This is a genomic window from Herbiconiux sp. VKM Ac-1786 (assembly GCF_015350805.1).
Lineage (GTDB): Bacteria > Actinomycetota > Actinomycetes > Actinomycetales > Microbacteriaceae > Herbiconiux.
This window is the reverse complement of record NZ_JADKSG010000002.1, coordinates 502,006-521,080: the sequence shown is the minus strand read 5'-3', so window position 1 is coordinate 521,080 and position 19,075 is coordinate 502,006. Positions and strand designations below refer to the sequence as shown.

Annotated in this window: 19 protein-coding genes and 1 pseudogene; 15 read left to right on the top strand and 5 right to left on the bottom strand. The window is 72.3% G+C overall.

Annotated elements, in window-relative coordinates; genetic code table 11:
• The first annotated feature begins 28 nt into the window (after positions 1–28).
• From ITJ64_RS13425 to lnt, 10 genes are all read left to right on the top strand, one after another.
• Entirely contained in the window at positions 29–712 is a 684-nt protein-coding gene (locus tag ITJ64_RS13425) for an HAD family hydrolase (protein WP_370545186.1), read from the top strand.
• Positions 709–1,773 (top strand): tRNA (adenine-N1)-methyltransferase, encoded by a 1,065-nt coding sequence (locus ITJ64_RS13420; RefSeq protein ID WP_194681279.1) that lies wholly within the window; start codon positions 709–711, stop codon positions 1,771–1,773. Before ITJ64_RS13425 ends, ITJ64_RS13420 begins: the two co-directional genes overlap by 4 nt.
• Before the next feature lie 47 nt (positions 1,774–1,820).
• Entirely contained in the window at positions 1,821–2,750 is a 930-nt protein-coding gene (locus ITJ64_RS13415) for a hypothetical protein (protein WP_194681278.1), read from the top strand.
• A 77-nt stretch (positions 2,751–2,827) separates the two neighbouring features.
• Entirely contained in the window at positions 2,828–3,841 is a 1,014-nt protein-coding gene (locus tag ITJ64_RS13410) for a WYL domain-containing protein (RefSeq protein ID WP_194681277.1), read from the top strand.
• Positions 3,841–4,857 carry a YafY family protein gene (locus tag ITJ64_RS13405; RefSeq protein ID WP_194681276.1) on the top strand — a complete coding sequence of 339 codons (1,017 nt, stop codon included), beginning with the start codon at positions 3,841–3,843 and terminating at the stop codon, positions 4,855–4,857. Before ITJ64_RS13410 ends, ITJ64_RS13405 begins: the two co-directional genes overlap by 1 nt.
• 9 nt (positions 4,858–4,866) lie before the next feature.
• Positions 4,867–5,208, top strand: a complete 342-nt coding sequence (locus ITJ64_RS13400; protein ID WP_194681275.1) for a hypothetical protein — start codon at positions 4,867–4,869, stop codon at positions 5,206–5,208.
• 5 nt (positions 5,209–5,213) lie between these two features.
• Complete coding sequence (gene tatA, locus ITJ64_RS13395) at positions 5,214–5,456, top strand: Sec-independent protein translocase subunit TatA (RefSeq protein WP_194681274.1); 243 nt, start codon at positions 5,214–5,216, stop codon at positions 5,454–5,456.
• A 50-nt stretch (positions 5,457–5,506) separates the two neighbouring features.
• A complete protein-coding gene (gene tatC, locus ITJ64_RS13390) occupies positions 5,507–6,259 on the top strand; it encodes a twin-arginine translocase subunit TatC (protein ID WP_194682149.1) in 753 nt (250 codons plus the stop codon).
• Positions 6,259–8,784 (top strand): RNA helicase, encoded by a 2,526-nt coding sequence (locus ITJ64_RS13385; protein ID WP_194681273.1) that lies wholly within the window; start codon positions 6,259–6,261, stop codon positions 8,782–8,784. The genes tatC and ITJ64_RS13385 overlap by 1 nt, the downstream gene beginning before the upstream one ends.
• A 133-nt stretch (positions 8,785–8,917) precedes the next feature.
• Complete coding sequence (lnt, locus tag ITJ64_RS13380) at positions 8,918–10,483, top strand: apolipoprotein N-acyltransferase (RefSeq protein WP_370545185.1); 1,566 nt, start codon at positions 8,918–8,920, stop codon at positions 10,481–10,483.
• 85 nt (positions 10,484–10,568) lie between these two features.
• On the opposite strand, the gene ITJ64_RS13375 is transcribed toward lnt, so the two are convergent.
• From ITJ64_RS13375 to ITJ64_RS13360, 4 genes and pseudogenes are all read right to left on the bottom strand, one after another.
• Positions 10,569–10,934 (bottom strand): RNA polymerase-binding protein RbpA, encoded by a 366-nt coding sequence (locus ITJ64_RS13375; protein ID WP_194681272.1) that lies wholly within the window; start codon positions 10,932–10,934, stop codon positions 10,569–10,571.
• A 150-nt stretch (positions 10,935–11,084) separates the two neighbouring features.
• Positions 11,085–11,915: a glycerophosphodiester phosphodiesterase family protein gene (locus ITJ64_RS13370; RefSeq protein ID WP_194681271.1), complete on the bottom strand. Its 831-nt coding sequence runs from the start codon at positions 11,913–11,915 to the stop codon at positions 11,085–11,087.
• A 337-nt stretch (positions 11,916–12,252) separates the two neighbouring features.
• Positions 12,253–13,158 (bottom strand): annotated as a pseudogene (locus ITJ64_RS13365) (SPFH domain-containing protein); the annotation flags it as partial.
• Positions 13,159–13,175: 17 nt separating this feature from the next.
• Positions 13,176–13,691 (bottom strand): NfeD family protein, encoded by a 516-nt coding sequence (locus tag ITJ64_RS13360; protein ID WP_194681270.1) that lies wholly within the window; start codon positions 13,689–13,691, stop codon positions 13,176–13,178.
• 139 nt (positions 13,692–13,830) lie between these two features.
• Here ITJ64_RS13360 and ITJ64_RS13355 point away from each other — a divergent pair, with 139 nt between their 5' ends.
• Both ITJ64_RS13355 and ITJ64_RS13350 read left to right on the top strand, forming a co-directional pair.
• Positions 13,831–14,601: an SDR family oxidoreductase gene (locus tag ITJ64_RS13355; protein ID WP_194681269.1), complete on the top strand. Its 771-nt coding sequence runs from the start codon at positions 13,831–13,833 to the stop codon at positions 14,599–14,601.
• Positions 14,602–14,603: 2 nt separating this feature from the next.
• Positions 14,604–15,080 (top strand): NUDIX hydrolase, encoded by a 477-nt coding sequence (locus ITJ64_RS13350; protein ID WP_370545184.1) that lies wholly within the window; start codon positions 14,604–14,606, stop codon positions 15,078–15,080.
• A gap of 20 nt (positions 15,081–15,100) precedes the next feature.
• Here the strand turns inward: ITJ64_RS13350 and ITJ64_RS13345 are convergent, their stop codons facing one another.
• On the bottom strand, positions 15,101–15,721 hold the full coding sequence (locus ITJ64_RS13345; protein WP_194681268.1) for an HdeD family acid-resistance protein: 621 nt from the start codon (positions 15,719–15,721) through the stop codon (positions 15,101–15,103).
• Between the two features lie 152 nt (positions 15,722–15,873).
• On the opposite strand from ITJ64_RS13345, the gene ITJ64_RS13340 reads away from it, so the two are divergent.
• The 3 genes from ITJ64_RS13340 to ITJ64_RS13330 are packed head-to-tail and all read left to right on the top strand — an operon-like array spanning position 15,874 to position 19,071.
• Complete coding sequence (locus ITJ64_RS13340; RefSeq protein ID WP_194681267.1) at positions 15,874–16,875, top strand: hypothetical protein; 1,002 nt, start codon at positions 15,874–15,876, stop codon at positions 16,873–16,875.
• A complete protein-coding gene (locus ITJ64_RS13335; protein ID WP_194681266.1) occupies positions 16,865–18,382 on the top strand; it encodes a hypothetical protein in 1,518 nt (505 codons plus the stop codon). The genes ITJ64_RS13340 and ITJ64_RS13335 overlap by 11 nt, the downstream gene beginning before the upstream one ends.
• Positions 18,379–19,071: an ABC transporter ATP-binding protein gene (locus tag ITJ64_RS13330; protein ID WP_194681265.1), complete on the top strand. Its 693-nt coding sequence runs from the start codon at positions 18,379–18,381 to the stop codon at positions 19,069–19,071. Before ITJ64_RS13335 ends, ITJ64_RS13330 begins: the two co-directional genes overlap by 4 nt.
• Positions 19,072–19,075 lie beyond the last annotated feature (4 nt).

Below are 19,075 nucleotides of genomic sequence, written 5' to 3'. Positions count from 1 at the left end.
CGAGGCGGGGCCCGTAGACTGTTCGCCCGTGACTGAATCCACCTCCGCCGCCCGGCTCCGCCCCACGGCCCTCCTCTGGGACATGGACGGCACGATCGTCGACACCGAGCCGTACTGGATGCGCGCGCAGGAGGAGCTCGTCTCCTCGTTCGGCGGCACCTGGAGCCACGAGGCCGCGATGACCCTCGTCGGCTCCGGCCTCGACCGCACCGCCCGCATCCTGCAGGAGCACGGCGTCGAGATGGAGTCGCAGCCCATCATCGAGCTGCTCTCCACCCGCGTGATGGAGCAGATCAGCGAGCGGATGCCCTGGCGACCCGGTGCCCTGGAGCTCCTCACCGAGGCGCACGAGGCGGGCATCCCGATGGCCCTCGTCACCATGTCGATCGGGCGGATGGCGCAGCACGTCGCCGACCACATCCCGTTCCCCGCCTTCTCCACCGTCGTCTCGGCCGACGTCGTGACGATGTCGAAGCCCCACCCCGAGGCCTACCTCACCGCCGCCGAGCGCCTCGGCATCGACATCGCCGGCGCGGTCGCGATCGAGGACTCGCCCACCGGCGTGGCCTCCGCCGTCGCCTCGGGCGCCACGGTCATCGGCGTCGAGCACCTGCTCACGCTCGCCGGCACCGACGCCCACGTCGTCTGGCCGACGCTGGCCGGCCGAGGCCTCGCCGAGGTCTCCGCCGTGCTCGAGGGCGTCGACGCGTGAGCGCCCAGTACAGCGGGCCGTTCCGCGAGGGCGACCGCGTGCAGCTGACCGGCCCCAAGAACAAGCTGAATTCGATCACGCTCGAGTCGGGCAAGGTGTTCCACTCGCACCGCGGCTACATCGACCACGACGCGCTGATCGGCCTGCCCGACGGCTCGGTCGTCGAGAACTCCGTGGGCGTCGAGCACCTCGCGCTCCGCCCGCTGCTGACCGACTTCGTGATGTCGATGCCCCGCGGCGCCGCCATCATCTACCCGAAGGACGCGGCGCAGATCCTCGGTCAGGCCGACGTCTTCCCCGGCGCGACCGTGGTGGAGGCGGGCGTCGGCTCCGGCGCGCTGTCGCTCTGGCTGCTGCGCGCGATCGGGCCCGGCGGCCGGCTGTCGAGCTTCGAGCGGCGCGAGGAGTTCGCCGACGTCGCGCGGGGCAACGTCGCCGCGTACTTCGGCCGCGAGCCCCACGAGTGGACGGTGACGGTCGGCGATCTCGTCGAGGCGCTGCCGGCCGTGCATCCGGAGCACACCGTCGACCGCGTCGTGCTCGACATGCTCGCGCCCTGGGAGTGCGTCGACGTCGTCGCCGACGCGCTGAAGCCCGGCGGGGTCGTGCTCTGCTACGTCGCCACCGTCACGCAGCTCTCGCGCACGGTCGAGGCGTTCCGCGACACCGGCCTGTTCACGAACCCGGTGCCGAACGAGACGATGATCCGCGGGTGGCACGTCGAGGGTCTCGCCGTGCGCCCCGACCACCGGATGATCGGCCACACCGGCTTCCTGGTCAGCGCTCGGCGGCTGGCGCCCGGCGCCGTGCTGCCCGAGCTGAAGCGCCGCGCCTCGAAGAGCGACTTCTCCGACGAGGACATGGAGGCCTGGACTCCCGGCGCCCTCGGCGAGCGGGGCATCAGCCCGAAGAGCCTGCGGAAGCGCGTGCGGGCGGCGACCGCCACCGCGAACGCGGCGCTCGCGCGCGAGGCCCGCGAGGGCGACGCCACCGGGGCCGGCGACTCCGCCGACTCCGCTCACGAGGCGTCCGAGACCGCCCCGCGGGATGAAATAGGATGATCTCGCTCACCGGGCCGTCGGCTCGTCGAACGCAGGAAAGAGGATCCGTGCGCAAGTTCCCCGCGCTCATTCTGTCGGCAGGTCTCCTGCTCTCGCTCGCCGCGTGCTCCACCGGCGCGAACGCCGCCGACGGGTGCTCCGACATCACCGCGCCCGGCAACGCCAGCGAGTCCGTCGACGTGACCGGCGACGTGGGCGGCACCCAGACGGTGTCCTTCCCGTCGCCCCTCGTGGCCGACTCGGCCGAGCTGTCGACCGTCGTCGCGAGCGACGACCCCGACGCGGCCGTGGCCGGCTTCGGCGGCATCGTGAACGTCAGCTACTCGGTCTACGACGGCCAGACCGGCTCCGCCGTCGGCTCGCCCTCGACCGGCCTGATCGCCGTCTCCGACACCCTGCCGCAGGGCCTCCAGGACGCCCTGGCCTGCTCCTCCGCCGGCGAACGCGTCGCCCTGGTGCTGCCCAACGAAGACGCCGCCAAGATCGTCAGCGGCGCCCCCGGCTCGATCGTCATGGTCTTCGACGTCGACCGCACCTACCCGAACCGCGCGAGCGGCGCCCCGCAGCCCGCCCAGTCGGGCTTCCCGGTCGTCACGCGCGACGAGAACGGCCGCCCCGGCATCACGGTCACCTCGACCGAGGCTCCGGATGCCGCCGAGTCCGCGCTCCTGATCGAGGGCGACGGTGACACGGTCGCCGACGGCGACGCCCTGCTCGTGCAGGCGACCTCGGTCTCCTACGCCGAGCCGCGCCGCACCGCGGTCAACACCTGGGAGGACGGCTCGCCCCAGCTCTGGCTCGCCTCCGACGACACCGCGCAGACGAGCGGCTCGGCCCAGCCGGCCGGCATCGCGCAGTTCCTGGTCGGCCAGCCGGTCGGCTCGCAGGTGCTCGTGGTGCTCCCGACCGACGACGGCAGCTCGGCCACGGCCTGGGTCGTCGACATCCTCGGCGTCGTCCCGCCCGCCGCGGGCTGACGCGGGGCGCGGGCTGACGCGCGCCGCGGGCTGACGCCGGGCCCGGGCAGACGCCCGGCCCGGCCTAGAATGGACGGGTGCCCTCGCGTAGCAAGACCCCGCCTCCGGTGCCGGTCGAGGAGCGTCTGTTCAGCCTCGTGCTCGCGCTTCTCGCGACCGAGGCCGGTCTGACCAAGAGCGAGATCCTCTCGACGGTGCAGGGCTACCGCCAGCGGTACTCGGCGAACGGCGACAACGCGAGCCTGGAGCGCCAGTTCGAGCGCGACAAGGACGACATCCGCGAGCTCGGCGTGCCGCTCGAGGCGATCGACACCCCGGGGGAGCCCGGCAACAACCAGTCGCAGCGCTACCGCATCCCGCGCACGGCCTACGAGCTGCCCGCCGACATCAGCTTCTCCGACGCCGAGACCACGCTGCTGAACCTCGCGGCCATGGCCTGGCGCGAGGGCTCGCTCTCGCGGGAGTCCCGCCGGGCGCTGCTGAAGCTGCGCTCGATCGGCGTCGAGACGAGTGATCCGGTGCTCGGCTACGCCCCGCGCATCCGCACCCGGGACGCCGCGTTCGAGCCGCTGAACGACGCGCTCTCGCGCGGGGTCAGCGCGTCGTTCGCCTACCTCAAGCCCGGTGACGCCGCCGCCCGGCTGCGCTCCGTGACGCCGCTGGCGCTCGTGCAGCACCAGGGCCGCTGGCACCTGAAGGCAATCGACCAGGGCGTCGGCGAGTCGCGCACCTTCCTGCTCGCGCGCATCACCGGGCCGGTGAAGCTCGGCCGCAGCCCGGTCGACGTGCCGCCCGGCGACTACGCCGCGATCGCCCTCGCCGAGCTCGACGCGATCTGGGAGGCCAACGTCGCCGAGCTCGAGGTGGCCGCCGGCAGCGACGCCGAGGTGCGCCTCGGCCGGCGCCGCGGCGCCACCAGCCGCGGGGAGGGCCGCCTGCTGCTGCACTTCACCGACCTCAACCTGCTCGCCGACGAGCTCGCCGGCTTCGGCCCCGAGGTGCTGGTCACCGGCCCGGCGCACCTGCGCGACGCCGTGATCGAGCGCCTCGAGACCGCGGTGCGCGCCCACACCGCCGAGGAGGCCCGCTGATGGCCCGCGACGCCCAGCCCTTCGCCTTCGCGCAGGACAAGCTGACCTTCCTGCTCGCCCTCGTGCCCTACCTGATCGACCTCGGCCGGGTCTCCGTCGCCGAGGCGGCCGCGCACTTCCAGGTCACCGAGAAGCAGATCCGCGACGCCGTCACGCTGATCGCCGTCTCGGGCGTGCCCGGCGAGACCACGCAGTACCAGCACGGCGACCTCTTCGACATCTCCTGGGACGACTTCGACGAGCGCGACGAGATCGTCATCACTCACATGGTCGCCCTCGACGACTCGCCCCGCTTCTCGGCCCGCGAGGCCGCCGCGCTGATCGCCGGCCTGCAGTACCTGCAGTCGCTGCCCGAGAACGTCGACAGCGGCGTGTACTCCTCCCTGATGGACAAGCTGGCCCGCGGCGCCTCCGAGCGGCCGAGCCAGGTCGCGATCGCCGGCTCCGACACCACGGCCTCCCTCGCCGAGGTGCGCGACGCCGTCGCCCGCCGGGTGCAGATCGAGTTCGACTACCTCTCGGCCCGCGGCTCGCGCGAGCGTCGCACGGTCGATCCGCTCCGCATCGACTCCGACGACGAGAACTGGTACCTCCGCGCCTGGGACCACGCCCGCAGCGCCGTCCGCACCTTCCGCCTCGACCGGATGACCGGTATCGCCGTCACGGCCACCCCGGCCACGGGCGCCCACGACGACGTGCCGCTCGGCGACCGCCTGTTCGTCGGCGGCGACGACGACCTGATGGTGACGATCGAGCTCGATCCCTCCGCGATGGCCCTGCTCGGCGAGTTCGTGTCGAGCGTCGACGAGACGGCACCGGCGGGTGCGCCGGGGGCGGATGCGCGGCAGACCGCCTCGGGACGGGTGCGCACGCGCATCCGCGTCGCCCACATGCACAGCCTGAAGCGCCTCGTCACCGCGATGCCCTCGGCGGTCACGATCGTCGACCCGCCGGAGGCCAGGGCCGCCGTCGTCGACTGGGCGACCGCCGCCCTCGACCGCTACCGGACGGCCTAGGCTTACGGCATGGCGTGGTGGGCGTGGCTGATCATCTGGACCGTGCTGGTGCTCGGTCTCCTCGGCATGCTCGCGCTCGTGGGGCTGCGGCTCTGGCGCAAGTTCCGCGGGGCCCTCGCCGCGCTCGAGGAGCTGACCGAGAAGGTCGCCCGGCTCGCCGAGAACGTCGAGTCGCTGCAGCCCGAGCAGCCCACGGAGCGCGCCATCCTGACCGGCTACGCCGAGATCGCGAAACGCCACGACATCCGACAGGAGCGTCGCTCCGAATACCGTGAGGACCGCAGAGCGGCCCGACTGGCCCGAGGTAAACTCCTCATCAGGCCCGACACCGTACCGACCCTAAGGAAGTAAGACCGATGCTCGGAAACGCATTCTCCGGATGGCACCTCATCGCCATCCTGGTCGTCATCCTGCTGCTGTTCGGTGCGACCCGCCTCCCCGCCCTGTCGAAGAGCCTCGGTCAGTCGATGCGCATCTTCAAGAACGAGACCCGGGCCATGAAAGAGGAGAACGCGGCCGACAAGGCCGACGCTCCCGGCCCGGCCGACCCCGGCTACCAGGCCGGGTCGACGAACCCCTCCGAGCACCCGAAGCCGTAGGGGTCATGGCCGCAGCCTCCACGCGGCCGAAGCGCTCCCGTGACGGGCGGATGTCTCTCGGCGCCCACCTGATCGAGCTGCGCAAGCGGCTGTTCCTCGCCGCCCTCGGGCTGATCGTCGGCATGGTCGTCGGCTGGATCGTGTCCGACTTCGTGCTCAACGCGCTGATCCAGCCGATCACCGAGATCTCCGCCGAGCAGGGGCGCGACGCCTCGCTGAACTTCACCGACATCTCCTCGGCGTTCGACCTGCGCATCCAGATCGCCTTCACCGTCGGCGTCGTGCTCTCCTCCCCGGTCTGGCTCTACCAGATCTGGGCGTTCGTGATGCCGGGGCTGAAGAAGAGCGAGAAGCGCTACGCCGTCGGCTTCCTCGCCTCGGCCGTGCCGCTGTTCCTCGGCGGCTGCGCGGCGGGCTGGTACGTGCTGCCCCACATGGTGGTGCTGCTCACCGGCTTCGCGCCCGAGGGCACGACCGCGCTGCTCACCGCTCGGTCGTACTTCGACTTCGTGCTGAAGCTCGTGCTCGTGATCGGCGTCGCCTTCGTGCTGCCCGTGTTCCTCGTGCTGCTGAACTTCGCCGGGGTGCTCTCGGCGGTCGCCATCCTGAAGTCGTGGCGCATCGCGATCCTCGCCATCACCGTGTTCACCGCCATCGCGACCCCGGCGGCCGACGTGATGTCGATGTTCCTGCTCGCGGTGCCCATGGTGCTGCTCTACTTCGCCGCGGCGGGCATAGCCTGGTTGCACGACCGGCGCGTGCGCCGGACGCAGCAGAGCTACGACGTGGAATTGGCGGTCTGATGGCAGGCAAGCAGAACACCCCGGTCGCGGCGACGGCCGGCGACGAGGGCCTGAGCCCGGCGGAGCGCTTCGCGGCGAGCCGCAAGCGGGCCGGGCATCCGCTCGTCGACCAGTTCCGGGCGGGGCTCGGCTTCGACCTCGACCCGTTCCAGATCGAGGCGGCCGGGGCGCTCGAGGACGGCCGCAGCGTGCTCGTCGCGGCCCCCACCGGTGCCGGCAAGACCGTCGTCGCCGAGTTCGCCGCGTACGTCGCGATGCAGTCGGTGCGCGACAAGATCTTCTACACCGCCCCGATGAAGGCGCTGTCGAACCAGAAGTTCAACGAGTTCGTCACCGAGTACGGCCCCGACGAGGTGGGCCTGCTCACCGGCGACACCAACATCAACGCGGATGCCCGGATCGTCGTCATGACGACCGAGGTGCTGCGCAACATGCTCTACGCCGACTCGGCGCTGCTGACGAACCTGCGCTTCGTCGTGATGGACGAGGTGCACTACCTCGCCGACCGGTTCCGCGGGGCGGTGTGGGAGGAGGTCATCATCCACCTGCCGCAGAGCGTCAAGCTCGTCTCGCTCTCGGCGACCGTGTCGAACGCCGAGGAGTTCGGCGACTGGCTGCAGGCGGTGCGCGGCGACACCGAGGTGATCGTGTCCGAGGAGCGGCCCGTGCCGCTCGACCAGCACGCGCTGGTCAAGACCAAGCTGATCGACCTGTTCGACTCGAGCGGGCGCGCGGCGACGAACCGGGTGAACCCGGAGCTGGCGCAGCTCGTGCGCGGCGGGGCCTCGTACGGCAACGACCGGCGCAGCGGGCCCGGCGCCTACCGCGGAGGCGGCGGCGGGGGAGGCGGCGGTCGCGGCCGCGGGGGTCGTGGCGGCCGGTTCAACGGGCCGTCGCACGGCCTCGAGCGGATGGACCGGCCCGAGGTGATCGCCCTGCTCGAGGAGCACCGGCTGCTGCCGGCGATCTTCTTCGTGTTCAGCCGGCTCGGCTGCGACCAGGCCGTCAAGCAGGTGCTCCGTGCCGGCGTGCGGCTGACGACCTCCGACGAGCGTGAGGAGATCCGCCAGATCGTCGACGAGCGCTGCCGCACCCTGCTCGACGAGGATCTCGCCGTGCTCGGCTACTGGGAGTGGACCGAGGGCCTCCAGCGCGGGGTCGCCGCCCACCACGCCGGCATGCTGCCCGCCTTCAAGGAGGTCGTCGAGGAGCTCTACCAGCGGAAGCTGGTCAAGGTCGTCTTCGCCACCGAGACCCTCGCCCTCGGCATCAACATGCCCGCGCGCACGGTCGTGCTCGAGAAGCTCGAGAAGTTCAACGGCGAGGCCCGCGTGCCGATCACGGCGGGGGAGTACACCCAGCTCACCGGGCGTGCCGGCCGACGGGGCATCGACGTCGAGGGCCACTCGGTGATCCAGTGGCGCGACGGGCTCGACCCGCAGGAGGTCGCCTCGCTCGCCTCCCGGCGCACCTATCCGCTGAACTCCAGCTTCCGGCCCACCTACAACATGGCCGTCAACCTGATCGACCAGTTCGGCCGGCCGCGCACCCGGGAGATCCTCGAGTCGTCGTTCGCGCAGTTCCAGGCCGACCGGGCCGTCGTCGACCTCGCCCGCAAGGTGCGCCAGCAGGAGGAGTCGCTGAAGGGCTACGAGGAGGCCATGACGTGTCACCTCGGCGACTTCCGCGAGTACGCGAAGATCCGCCGCGAGCTGACCGACCTCGAGCGATCGGGGGCGGGGAAGGCCGACACGCTCTCCCGCGGCGACCGGGAGAAGCGCCAGCGCCACATCGCCTCGCTGCGGCGGCAGCTGCGCGCGCATCCGGTGCACGGCTGCAAAGACCGCGAGTCGCACGCCCGCTGGGCCGAGCGCTGGTTCACGCTGAAGCGCGACACCGACAAGCTGACGCAGCAGATCCAGACCCGCACCAACGTGATCGCCAAGGTCTTCGACCGCGTCACCGACGTGCTGCTCGGCATGGGCTACCTGCGCCGCGACGAGCACGGCGCCACCGAGCTCACCGAGCACGGCAAGACGCTGAAGCGCATCTACGGGGAGCGCGACCTGCTGGTGGCGGAGTGCATCCGGCAGAAGGTCTGGCACGACCTCGACCCGGCGTCGCTCGCCGCGATGGCCTGCGCGCTGGTCTTCGAGCCGCGCCGCGAGGAGGCGGAGGGCAACGACCGCAACCTGCCGCGGGGCGCGTTCCGCGAGGCGCTCGACAAGACCCAGACGCTCTGGGCCGAGATCGACGACATCGAGCGCGAGCACCGGCTGCCGGGCAGCAAGCCCGTCTCGACGGGGCTGGCGGCGCCCATGCACCGCTGGGCCCGCGGCGGCTCGCTCGACGACGTGCTGTTCGAGGCCGACCTGGCCGCCGGCGACTTCGTGCGCTGGTCGAAGCAGACGATCGACCTGCTCGACCAGCTGCAGGGCACCGCGGATGCGCGGCTCGCCACCCTCGCCCGCTCGGCCATCGACGCGGTGCGCCGCGGCATCGTCGCGTACTCGTCGGTGGCGTGAGGCTGCCGTGACGCGCGTTCTCGATCCCACTCCGCCCACTCCGCCCACTCCGCCCACCGGCGCGCCCGGGGGGGCCGGGGGGTCCGCCCGCTCGTCCGCTCGACCCGGCAGGTCCCTACTGAGGCGTCACCGCGTGGCCGGCCTCGGCGCCGCGGCCTCGCCCCTGGTCCTGCCTCCGGCCGTGCCGATCCTGCCGCTCTGGCTGGCCGTGCTCGCGGCGGTCGGCGCCGGCATCACGCTCGACGCCGGCTTCCCCGACAAGAACCTCTGGCCGCTGACGCTCCTCGGCGTCGGGATCGTGCTCGTCTCGCTCGTCGGCCGCACCTGGGGCGGCGCGCTGCTCGTCGGCCTCGTCGGGGGTGCCACGTTCTGGGGCACCCACATCATCTGGTTGACGCTCTACCTCGGCCCGGTGCCGTGGCTCGGGCTGACGCTGTTCGAGGCGGTCTACTTCGCGCTCGGCGCCATCCTGATCGCCCTCGTCTACCGGCGCGCCGACCGGGTCTGGCCGGGCCGCTGGGGCCGCCTCGGCCTCGTGCCGATCGTCATCGCCGGCCTCTGGACGCTCCGCGAGGGCATCAACGCGATCTTCCCCTACGGCGGCTTCTCCTGGGCGCGGGTGGCGATGTCGCAGTCCGACAGCCCGTTCACCTCGCTCATCGCGTGGGTCGGCATGGCCGGGCTGAGCTTCCTGCTGGTCTGGCTGGTCGCGTTCACCGTGCAGCTCTGCCGTGAGGGCCGCTGGGCGACGGATGCCCTCGGCCGCCCCGCGCGCATCCTGGCCGCCGTGACGGCCGCCGTCGCCCTCCTCGCGGTGCCGGCGTGGTCGGCGCCCACCTCGGGCACCTCGCGCATCGGGGGAGTGCAGGGCGACTCCGACGCCGGACTGTTCGCGGTGCACGAGCGCGGCGACATCCTGAACGACCACGTCTCGGCGTCCCGCTTCCTCGAGGGGCAGGACCCGGACATCGTCGTCTGGCCCGAGAACGGCTCGGACATCGACCCGACCACCAACTCCCTCGCGGCCGGCACGCTCGACGCGGTGAGCCGCGAGCTCGGCGACGTGCCCCTCGTGGTGGGCACCATCCAGGTGCGCGACGACAAGGTCTACAACACCTCGCTGCTCTGGCAGAACGGTGCCGCCACCGACCACTACGACAAGCGGCACCCCGTCCCCTTCGCCGAGTGGATGCCCAACCGCGCCTTCTTCCGCAGCCTCGCCCCCGACCTCGTCGACCTGGTCACCCGCGACTACGAGTTCGGCACGACCGACCTCACCTTCGACATCGACGGACTGCGCGCCGGCATCTCGATCTGCTTCGACATCACCGACGACGCCGTGATGCGCGCCATGTCGGCCGAGGGCGCGCAGGTGGTGCTGGCGCAGACGAACAACGCCGACTTCGGGCAGACCGACGAGAACCTGCAGCAGCTCGCCATCGCGCGGCTGCGGGCCGTGGAGTTCGGGCGGAGCGTGGTGAACATCTCCACCGTCGGCACCTCGGCGATCATCGGGCCCGACGGGCAGAACATCACGACGATCCCGGCCTACGAGGCGGGGGCGATGATCGCCGACGTGCCGCTGGCCACGGTGGCGACGCCGGCCGCGGTGCTGGGGTTCCAGATCGAGTGGCTCGTGGGCGGCCTCGGCCTCGGCGGCCTCGTCGTCGCCCTCTGGGCGGGCCGCCGCCGCGCCTGACCCGCCCACGGGCACAGAAACGCCGCCCGGGCTCGTGCCGAGCGGCGTTCGTGCGTGCGGGCGATCTGCCCGCGGGGTGGCGGGGCTAGGCGCCGATCTTCTGCGTGCCGCGACGGGCGCGCAGGTACTGCAGGCGCTCCTCGAGCAGCTCCTCGAGCTCGGCGCGCGTGCGCCGTTCGAGCAGCATGTCCCAGTGGGAGCGCGGCGTCTTCGCGTCGCTGTGGTCGATGACGACGGGCTCCGAACCCACCATCAGCAGGGCCTCATGGCTGCAGAACTTGCATTCCCAGCTCTCGGGGGCCTCCGCCTCGGCCGAGAACACCATGTCGGTGTCACGGCCACATGTCGCGCAGCGGTACGTGTACGTCGCTCGGGGCGAGAAAACGACGCCCTCTTCGCTCTGCAGGCTTTGTGCGCCCAGACGCATTCCGCGCAAACTGCGATCTGCCATTGTGTGGTCTCCTCTCGCGTTGCTTATTCGTTATAACGGCGTGCGCGGCGGAATCCTTTCCCGAGCCGGGTATTGCCAGACGTCTCCCAGTCAAGCGCGCCATTCCCCTTTCGGGGGCCACTGCAGCTCGGGCGTGTCGGGCCGGATGCTCTACTGCTGTCGCCCTCGGCCGCGCGCCCGGCGGCGGAACTCGGCGGCCAACGGCAGCATCAGGTCGACCCGGTCGGTGACGATCCCGTCGACTCCGCGCTCGAGCAGCAGGCGGGCCTCGTCGACGTCGTTGATCGTCCAGACGTGCACCTCGACCCCCGCCGCCTGCAGCCGCCGGACGGTGCGCGCGGTCACCGTCTCGATGCGGCCGATGCGCCGGGGGATCTGCACGGCGTCGACCCGGCGGAGGAACAGCCGGGCCAGGGGAGTGAGCCCCAGCTTCGCCGCCACCAGCGCCGGAACGAACTCCTGCGCCGAGGCCGAGGTGGCGACCCCCGGCAGCAGCACGCTCGCCGAGCGGCGACGTCTCGCCGAGAACGACGTCAGCAGCACCCGGTCGCGTGCACCGGCGGCCTCGATCGCGGCCGCGGCCGGCGCCGCGGCCGCCTCGGCCTTGACGTCGATGTTGAAGCGGCTCGCCGGGAGGGCGACCAGCAGCTCAGCGAGCGTGGAGAAGCGCTGGTCGCCGCCGAGGTCGACGGCGGCGAGCTGCTCGAGCGTCAGGGCCGCGATCTCCTCGTCACGTCCGGCGATGCGGTCGAGCGTGGGGTCGTGGGCGGCCACGGCGATGCCGTCGGCGGTGGCGTGCACGTCGGTCTCGAGGTACTCGGCCCCCGCCGCTACGGCCGCCTCGAAGGCGGCCAGCGTGTTCTCGGGCACGCTCGTCGCGAGCCCGCGGTGCGCGAGCACCCGGGGGAGCGGCCCCGCGAAGTACCCGCTCCGGGCCGCCGCGCGCCGCTCCGCCCGGCTAGCGCCCGGGCGTCCCGGCATCCCCGGCTTCGTCGCCCGCGCCGGTGCCGGCGTCGCCCGGCTCGTCGGCGGCGTGCGCCCCCGACCCGCCGCCCGCCGTGCCGCCGGCTGCCGACTCGCTGCCGCCCGAGGCGGTGCCACCCGTGGTGCTGCCACCCGAGGTGCTGCCGCTCGGGGTGGTGCCGTCGCCGATGCCCGCGCCGGCGGGGCGGCCGGCCGCGGACGCGTTCGCGGCGTTGCGCGCGGCGGCGGTGGCGTCGCGCACGGCGGCCTGAGCATCCGCCAGCGCCGACGACGTGGTGCCACCCGCCGCGTCGCCACCGGTGAGCCCACCGTTCTTCGCGGCCTCGCTCGGGCCGGAGCGCTGCCCGCCGCCGAGACCGGCCGCGACCGCTCCGCCCTTCTCGCCGAACGCTTGCCCGATGCCCTTCAGCGCCTCGGTCAGCTCGCTCGGGATGACCCAGAGCTTGTTCGCGCTGCCCTCGGCCAGCTTCGGCAGGGTCTGCAGGTACTGGTAGGCCAGCAGCATGTTGTCGGGCTCGCCCCGGTGGATGGCGCCGAACACCGTGGTGATCGCCTCCGCCTCACCCTGCGCCCGCAGCACCTGCGCCTTGGCGTCACCCTCGGCCCGGAGGATCTGCGACTGCCGCGCACCCTCGGCCTCGAGGATGGAGGACTGCTTCGTTCCCTCGGCGGTGAGGATGACGGCGCGACGCTCCCGCTCCGCGCGCATCTGCTTCTCCATCGAGTCCTGGATGGAGGCGGGCGGGTCGATCGCCTTGAGCTCCACGCGCGACACGCGGATGCCCCACTTGCCGGTCGCCTCGTCGAGCACGATGCGCAGCTGCCCGTTGATCTCGTCGCGGCTGGTCAGCGCCTCTTCGAGGTTCAGACCACCCACCACGTTGCGGAGCGTGGTGGTGGCGAGCTGCTCGACGGCACCCAGGTAGTTCGCGATCTCATAGGTCGCGGCCCGTGCATCCGTCACCTGGAAGAAGACGACCGTGTCGATCGAGACGACCAGGTTGTCTTCGGTGATCACCGGCTGGGGCGGGAACGAGACGACCTGCTCACGCAGGTCGATCAGCGGCCGCAGCCGGTCGATGAAGGGCACCAGGATGTTCAGGCCCGGCATGAGCGTCTTGTGGTAGCGGCCCAGCCGCTCCACGACGCCGGCCCGCGCCTGGGGGATGATGCGCACGGAGCGCGCCAGCACCACCAGGGCGAAGACGACGACGATCGCGATGACGACGAACAGCACGATCTGACCCACGGAGTCGTTCACGGTGTCGCTTCCTTCCGGTTTCCGGGCGTCAGCCCGTCGGGGGGAGTGGAGGCCGAGGCCGGCACGACCATGGCGGTGGCGCCGTCGATGGCGGTGACGAGCACGCGCTCGCCCCGCTCGAGCTCGCGCTGCTCGACGAGGGGGGAGACCCGCGCCGTCCAGGTGTCGCCGTTCGAGAGCTTGACGTGGCCCGCGGTCGGCGTGAGCCGGTCGAGCACGTGGCCTTCGAGGCCGAGCAGGGCGTCGACGTTGCTCTTCGCCGGGTCGCCGCCGCGCTTCAGTCGCTTCAGCAGCGGAGGCCGCAACGTCAGGAGGAGGAGGAGCGAGACGGCCGCCGCGACCACGATCTGCGCCCACCACGGAGCGCCGAGCACCCCGGCGATCAGACCGCCGAGACTGCCGATGGCGATCATCAGGAACGTGAACTCGAGCGTGAAAATCTCGATGACGATGAACAGCAGGATGAGGCCCAGCCAGACGATCCAGGCATAGCTGTCAAGGAATTCGAGCATCTGCGGTCTCCTCCCGTGTGCGACCTGTGCGGTCTCGATCGGTACCTCCGACGCTATCAGGCGGCGCCGACATCGGGTCGGGTGCACGCCGAGTTGGTAGTCTCGACGGGTTCGCCACCCCGAGTTCCAAGGAGTCCCCGTGTCCAACCCCCTCGCCCCCGGATCGCTCGACGGCAAGCGCGTTCTCGTCACCGGATCGTCCCGCGGCATCGGCGCCGACACCCTCGGCTACTTCGCCGAGGCGGGCGCCTCGGTCGTCATCAACTACCGCAACAAGGAGGCGCGCGCGGTGAAGCTCGCGAACTCCATCCGCGAGAACGGCGGCACCGCCGTCGTCGCCGGGGCCGACCTCACCGACCCCGAGTCGGTCGCCGGCCTGTTCGACCAGGTGCAGTCCGAGCTCGGCGGCCTCGACATCCTCGTGCTGAACGCCTCGGGCGGCATGGAGAGCGGCATGGCCGAGGACTACGCCATGAGCCTGAACCGCGACGCCCAGGTGAGCGTGCTGACCTCGGCGCTGCCCCTGCTCGCCCCCGGCTCGCGCGTCGTGTTCGTCACGAGCCACCAGGCGCACTTCATCCGCACCACGCCGACCATGCCCGAGTACGAGCAGGTCGCCCTGTCCAAGCGCGCCGGCGAGGACGCCCTGCGCGACCTCATCCCGCGCCTCGACGAGGCGGGCGTCGAGTTCGTCGTCGTCTCGGGCGACATGATCGAGGGCACCATCACGGCCACGCTGCTCGAGCGCATGAACCCCGGCGCGATCGGCGCCCGCAAGGAGGCCGCCGGCCGCCTCTACAACGTCAGCGAGTTCGCCGCCGAGGTCGCCGCCGCGGCCGTCGAGCCCATCCCGGCCGACCACACCCGCCTCGTCGGCGACGTGAGCGACTTCGAGCAGAACGGGGTCTGAGCGTGGGCGGGGCAGCGGATGCGGCCGTGCCGGAGGGCACGATCATCCTGAAGTCGCGGGTGCTCGTGACCGACGCCGAGGGTGCGGCCCTGCTGTTCTTCACGAGGGCGGATGCTCCCGCGAACCCCACCCGCTGGCTGACCCCCGGCGGCCATCTCGATCCGGGGGAGACCCACGCCGAGGCGGCCGTGCGAGAGCTGTTCGAGGAGACCGGACTGGTGCTCACCGAGGCGGAGCTGGGTGACCCCGTGTGGGCGCACGACTTCGTGGGGGAGCCGGCCGAGGGCATCCGCCGCTCGTATCACGAGGAGTGGTACCGGCTGCGCACCGAGCGGTTCGAGCCGGTCGATACGAACTGGACGGACGACGAGCGGGTCGACGTGGAGGGGTGGCGGTGGTTCGCTCCGTCGGAGCTCGCGGCGACGACGGACGCGGTGGAGCCCGCCGGGCTCGCGGAGCTGGTGGAGCGGCTCGCGTAGCCCTGCGGGTGTGCGGGTCTTTACCGGACGGTCTTCGGCGCCTTGCCGAGCATGACCGCGGTGATCGCGGCGAAGACGCCGGTGACGATCAGGCTGATGCCGGTGAACAGCACCAGGATGCCGATCGATTCCAGCGGCAGGAAAATGACGACGATGCCGGCGACCACCGAGATGACGCCGAGGATCGTGCCGAACCACTGCGAGGAGTCCTTCGCGGTCTCCATCACGGCGAGGGTGCCCTCGATGATCCAGGAGAAGCCGATCACGAAGGCCAGCGCGACCAGCGAGACGACCGGGTTGCGGATCGCGACGACGCCCGCGACGATCAGCAGCACACCGAGGATGATGCCGAGCGCGCGGATGCCACCCGTCATGCCCGTGCTGACGATGCCCTGCACGATGCGCATGAGGCCGATGATCCAGAAGTAGATCGCGAACAGCAGGGCGATCGTGGAGACGATGGCGTCGGGGTTGTTGAACGCGAGCACCAGCACGACGATGCCGAGCACGACCGAGAGCACGGCGCGCACCCAGAGGCCGATCTTCAGCCACTTCGCGACGCCGCCGCCGATGTCGCCCGGGAAGAGCAGGAAGCCGGAGGCGGACCCGGCTGCGGGCCCGGCGGTGGTCGGTGCGGTCATGGTGTTCCCCCTCGTCCGTGCGCGCACTCCCGTCGCGCCTGCGGCAAATCTAGCGGACCCTTGGGGCGCGGTGGGAGTACCCCGAGAGCCGCCGCGCCGCCGACCGCCATGGTCTACCGTGATGCCGAGCAATCGTCATCTTCGGAGGAATCATGCACCAGTCGTCCGCCCGCCCCAGAGGCCGGCTCCGTCTCTCGGCCTTCTCGACCGCAGCCGTCGCAGGAGCCGTGCTGCTCGCCCTCTCGGCCTGCACCGGGGGAGCGCCCGGCACCGATGCGCCGCCCACCTCGGAGTCGCCGCTCGCACCGTACTTCGACGCCATCTACGGCGGCAGCTCCGACGAGGAGATGCAGCTCCGCAACGACACGATGCAGACCGCGGCGGCCGCGTGCATGAAGGAGCAGGGCTTCCCGTACGAGCCCGACACCTCCTCGGGCATCTCGATCGACGACGCGGCCGGTGGAACCGTCGAGTGGGGGAGCCGCGAGTTCGCGGAGCAGTACGGCTACGGCGTCGTGAGCAGTCCGTACTCCTCGCCGACCGTCGACCACGACTGGGTCGACCCGAACGCCGACTACCTCGCGGGGCTGAGTGACAGCGAGCGGGCCGCCTGGGAGGAGGCGCTCTACGGGATGCCCGTCGAGGCGGCCACCGGGCCGGTGCCCGACTGGGACTGGACGACCGCCGGCTGTATGGGCGCGGCAGCCCACGAGGCCGACCTCGCGGCGGGCGTCGCCGTGGGCGATCCCGAGTCGCAGGGGCTGATCGACGAGTTGCAGGCGCTGCCCGACCGGGCGGCATCGGCGGATGCGGTGGTCGACGCCGAGCGGGACTGGAGCGACTGCCTCGCCGCCGCCGGGCATCCCGGGTACGAGCACAAGGGCGACCCGATGACCGACTTCAGCGATCGCTACGGCGTCCTGGCCCGCCCCGAGACGGCGCCCGTCGACGGGGCCCAGCCGGCGGACGTCGACGAGGCCGCACTCTCCGCCCTGCAGGAGGAGGAGATCGCCGTCGCGGTCGCCGACCTCGACTGCGCGGAGTCGAGCCACTACGACGAGCTGCTCGCCGCCGAGCAGCAGCGCCTCGACCAGGACTTCGTCGACCGCAACCGGGCGGCGCTCGACGCTCTGGTGGCGACCCATGACGACTGACGCGGCCGAGGTGGCGCGGCCGGGCCGTTCGCCTCTCCGCGGGTCGCGACTCGTGATCGTGCTGGCCTGCGTGGCGCTGCTGTCGCTCGTCGCCGGTGTGGCGATCGCGCAGCTCGTGGTCTCGCCTGCCGAGCTGGCGGCCCGGACGAAGGCGCCGGAGGCCGGCCCGATCTTCGCACCGGTCGAGCAGCGGGTGATCGAGAACCGGGTCACGGCCCGCGCCGACGTCGGTTTCGCCGACGCCGTCGACGTCACGATCGACACCTCCGGCCTCACCGGGCCCGCGGTCGTCACCGGGCACGTGCCCGAGGCAGGCGCGGAGGTCACCGCGGGCGGGGTGGCGCTCGAGGTCGCCGGCCGGCCGGTGCTCGCACTGCCTGGGGCGCTGCCGGCGTACCGCACACTGCGGGCCGGACTGTCCGGCCCCGACGTGCTGCAGCTCAAGGCGGCCCTCGCGGGGCTCGGCATCGACCCGGGAGACACGGCCTCGTCGAGTTACGACGCCGCGACCGCGGCGGCCGTCGGCGAGCTGTACCGGCGGGCCGGCTACACGCCGCCCTCCCCGTCGCCCGACGCCGCGGCGACGCTGCGCTCGGCCCAGGCGACCGAGCGCGCGGCCGAGTCGGGCGTGGCACAGGCCCGAGCCGCACTCGACCGCGCCGCCTCGCCGGCTCCGGCCGCCGCGCAGCTCGAAGCCGAGAACGGGGTGCGTCAGGCGGAGCGGGCGCTCGGCGACGCGGTGGCGGCCGGGGAGTCGCCGAGCATCCTGGACCGGCTGCGCGACGAGCTGGCCCTCGCGGCCGCCCGCCGGGACGCGGCGCTGGCGCCGGGGGACACGAGTGCCGAGAGCGCCGCCGTCGACGCCGCCCTCGAGCAGCTCGCCGACGCTCAGCGTGACCGGGCCGAGGCCGAGACGGATGCCCTCACCGCCCTCCCGGCCGCCGAGGTCGTCTACCTGCCCACGCTGCCCCGCCGGGTCGACAGTGTGCAGGCCGTCCGCGGCGAGATCGTCAAGGGGGCGACGATGAGCGTCTCGGGCGCGGCGCTGAACCTCGTCGGGACACTCACCGAGCAGGATGCGGCCCTGGTGAAGCCCGGGATGCCTGCCACGTACACCGGCACAGATGGCACGGCGCGGCCCGCGACGGTGAAGTCGGTCACGCCGAAGAAGCCGGCCGAGGGGGAGAAGGCCACGAAGTCCTCCGAGCTGGTGCTCGATCCGGAGGCTCCGGCGCCCGACGTCGCCGAGCGCCTCCGGGGCAGCAACGTGCGGGTCGACGTGCCGGTGCAGGCCACGGCCGGCGCCGTGCTGGCGGTTCCGGTGGCCGCGCTGAGCGCGGGGCCGGGCGGCGAGAGCCGGGTCGAGCTCGCGGTCGAGCATCCGGAGGCACCGACCACGACCGAGATCGTCACCGTGACGACCGGGCTCGCCGCGGGCGGCTACGCCGAGGTGCGGAGCGACGACGACCGGCTCGTCGCCGGCGCGCGCGTGGTGGTGGGACGATGACGAGCATCCCCGGACTGATCGAGCTGCGCGGAGTGACCCGCGCCTTCACGGCGAACGGACAGTCGCTCGAGGTGCTGCGCGGCGTCGACCTATTGGTCGATCGCGGCGACTTCGTCGCCATCACCGGGTCGTCGGGAGCCGGCAAGTCGACCATGCTGAACATCCTCGGGCTGCTGGACCGGCCGACGTCGGGGGAGTACCTCTTCGACGGGCGGCCGACCGCCGCCCTCGGTGACCGTGAACGGTCGGGGGTGCGCGGGGCGGGGGTCGGCTTCGTGTTCCAGTCGTTCCATCTGCTCTCGGCGCGAACGGTGCGGGAGAACGTGCTGCTCGCGTTCGTCTACGGCGAGACGGAGGAGCGACCCCGCTCGACGAGCGAGCGGCTGGCGCTGGCCGAGGACGCCCTGAGCCGGGTCGGCCTGGCGCGACGGTCGGCCGCGCATCCGGGAACCCTGTCGGGTGGGGAACGGCAGCGGGTCGCGATCGCCCGCGCGATCTGCACGAGGCCGCGGCTGCTGCTCGCCGACGAACCGACGGGCAACCTCGACCGGCGCAACTCGGATGCGGTGCTCGACCTGGTCGAGGAGCTGAACGCCGACGGGCTGACGGTCGTGGTCATCACGCACGACGAGGCCGTGGCGCGGCGGGCGCATCGGCACCGGGTGCTGGAGGGTGGGCGGCTGTCGTGAAGGC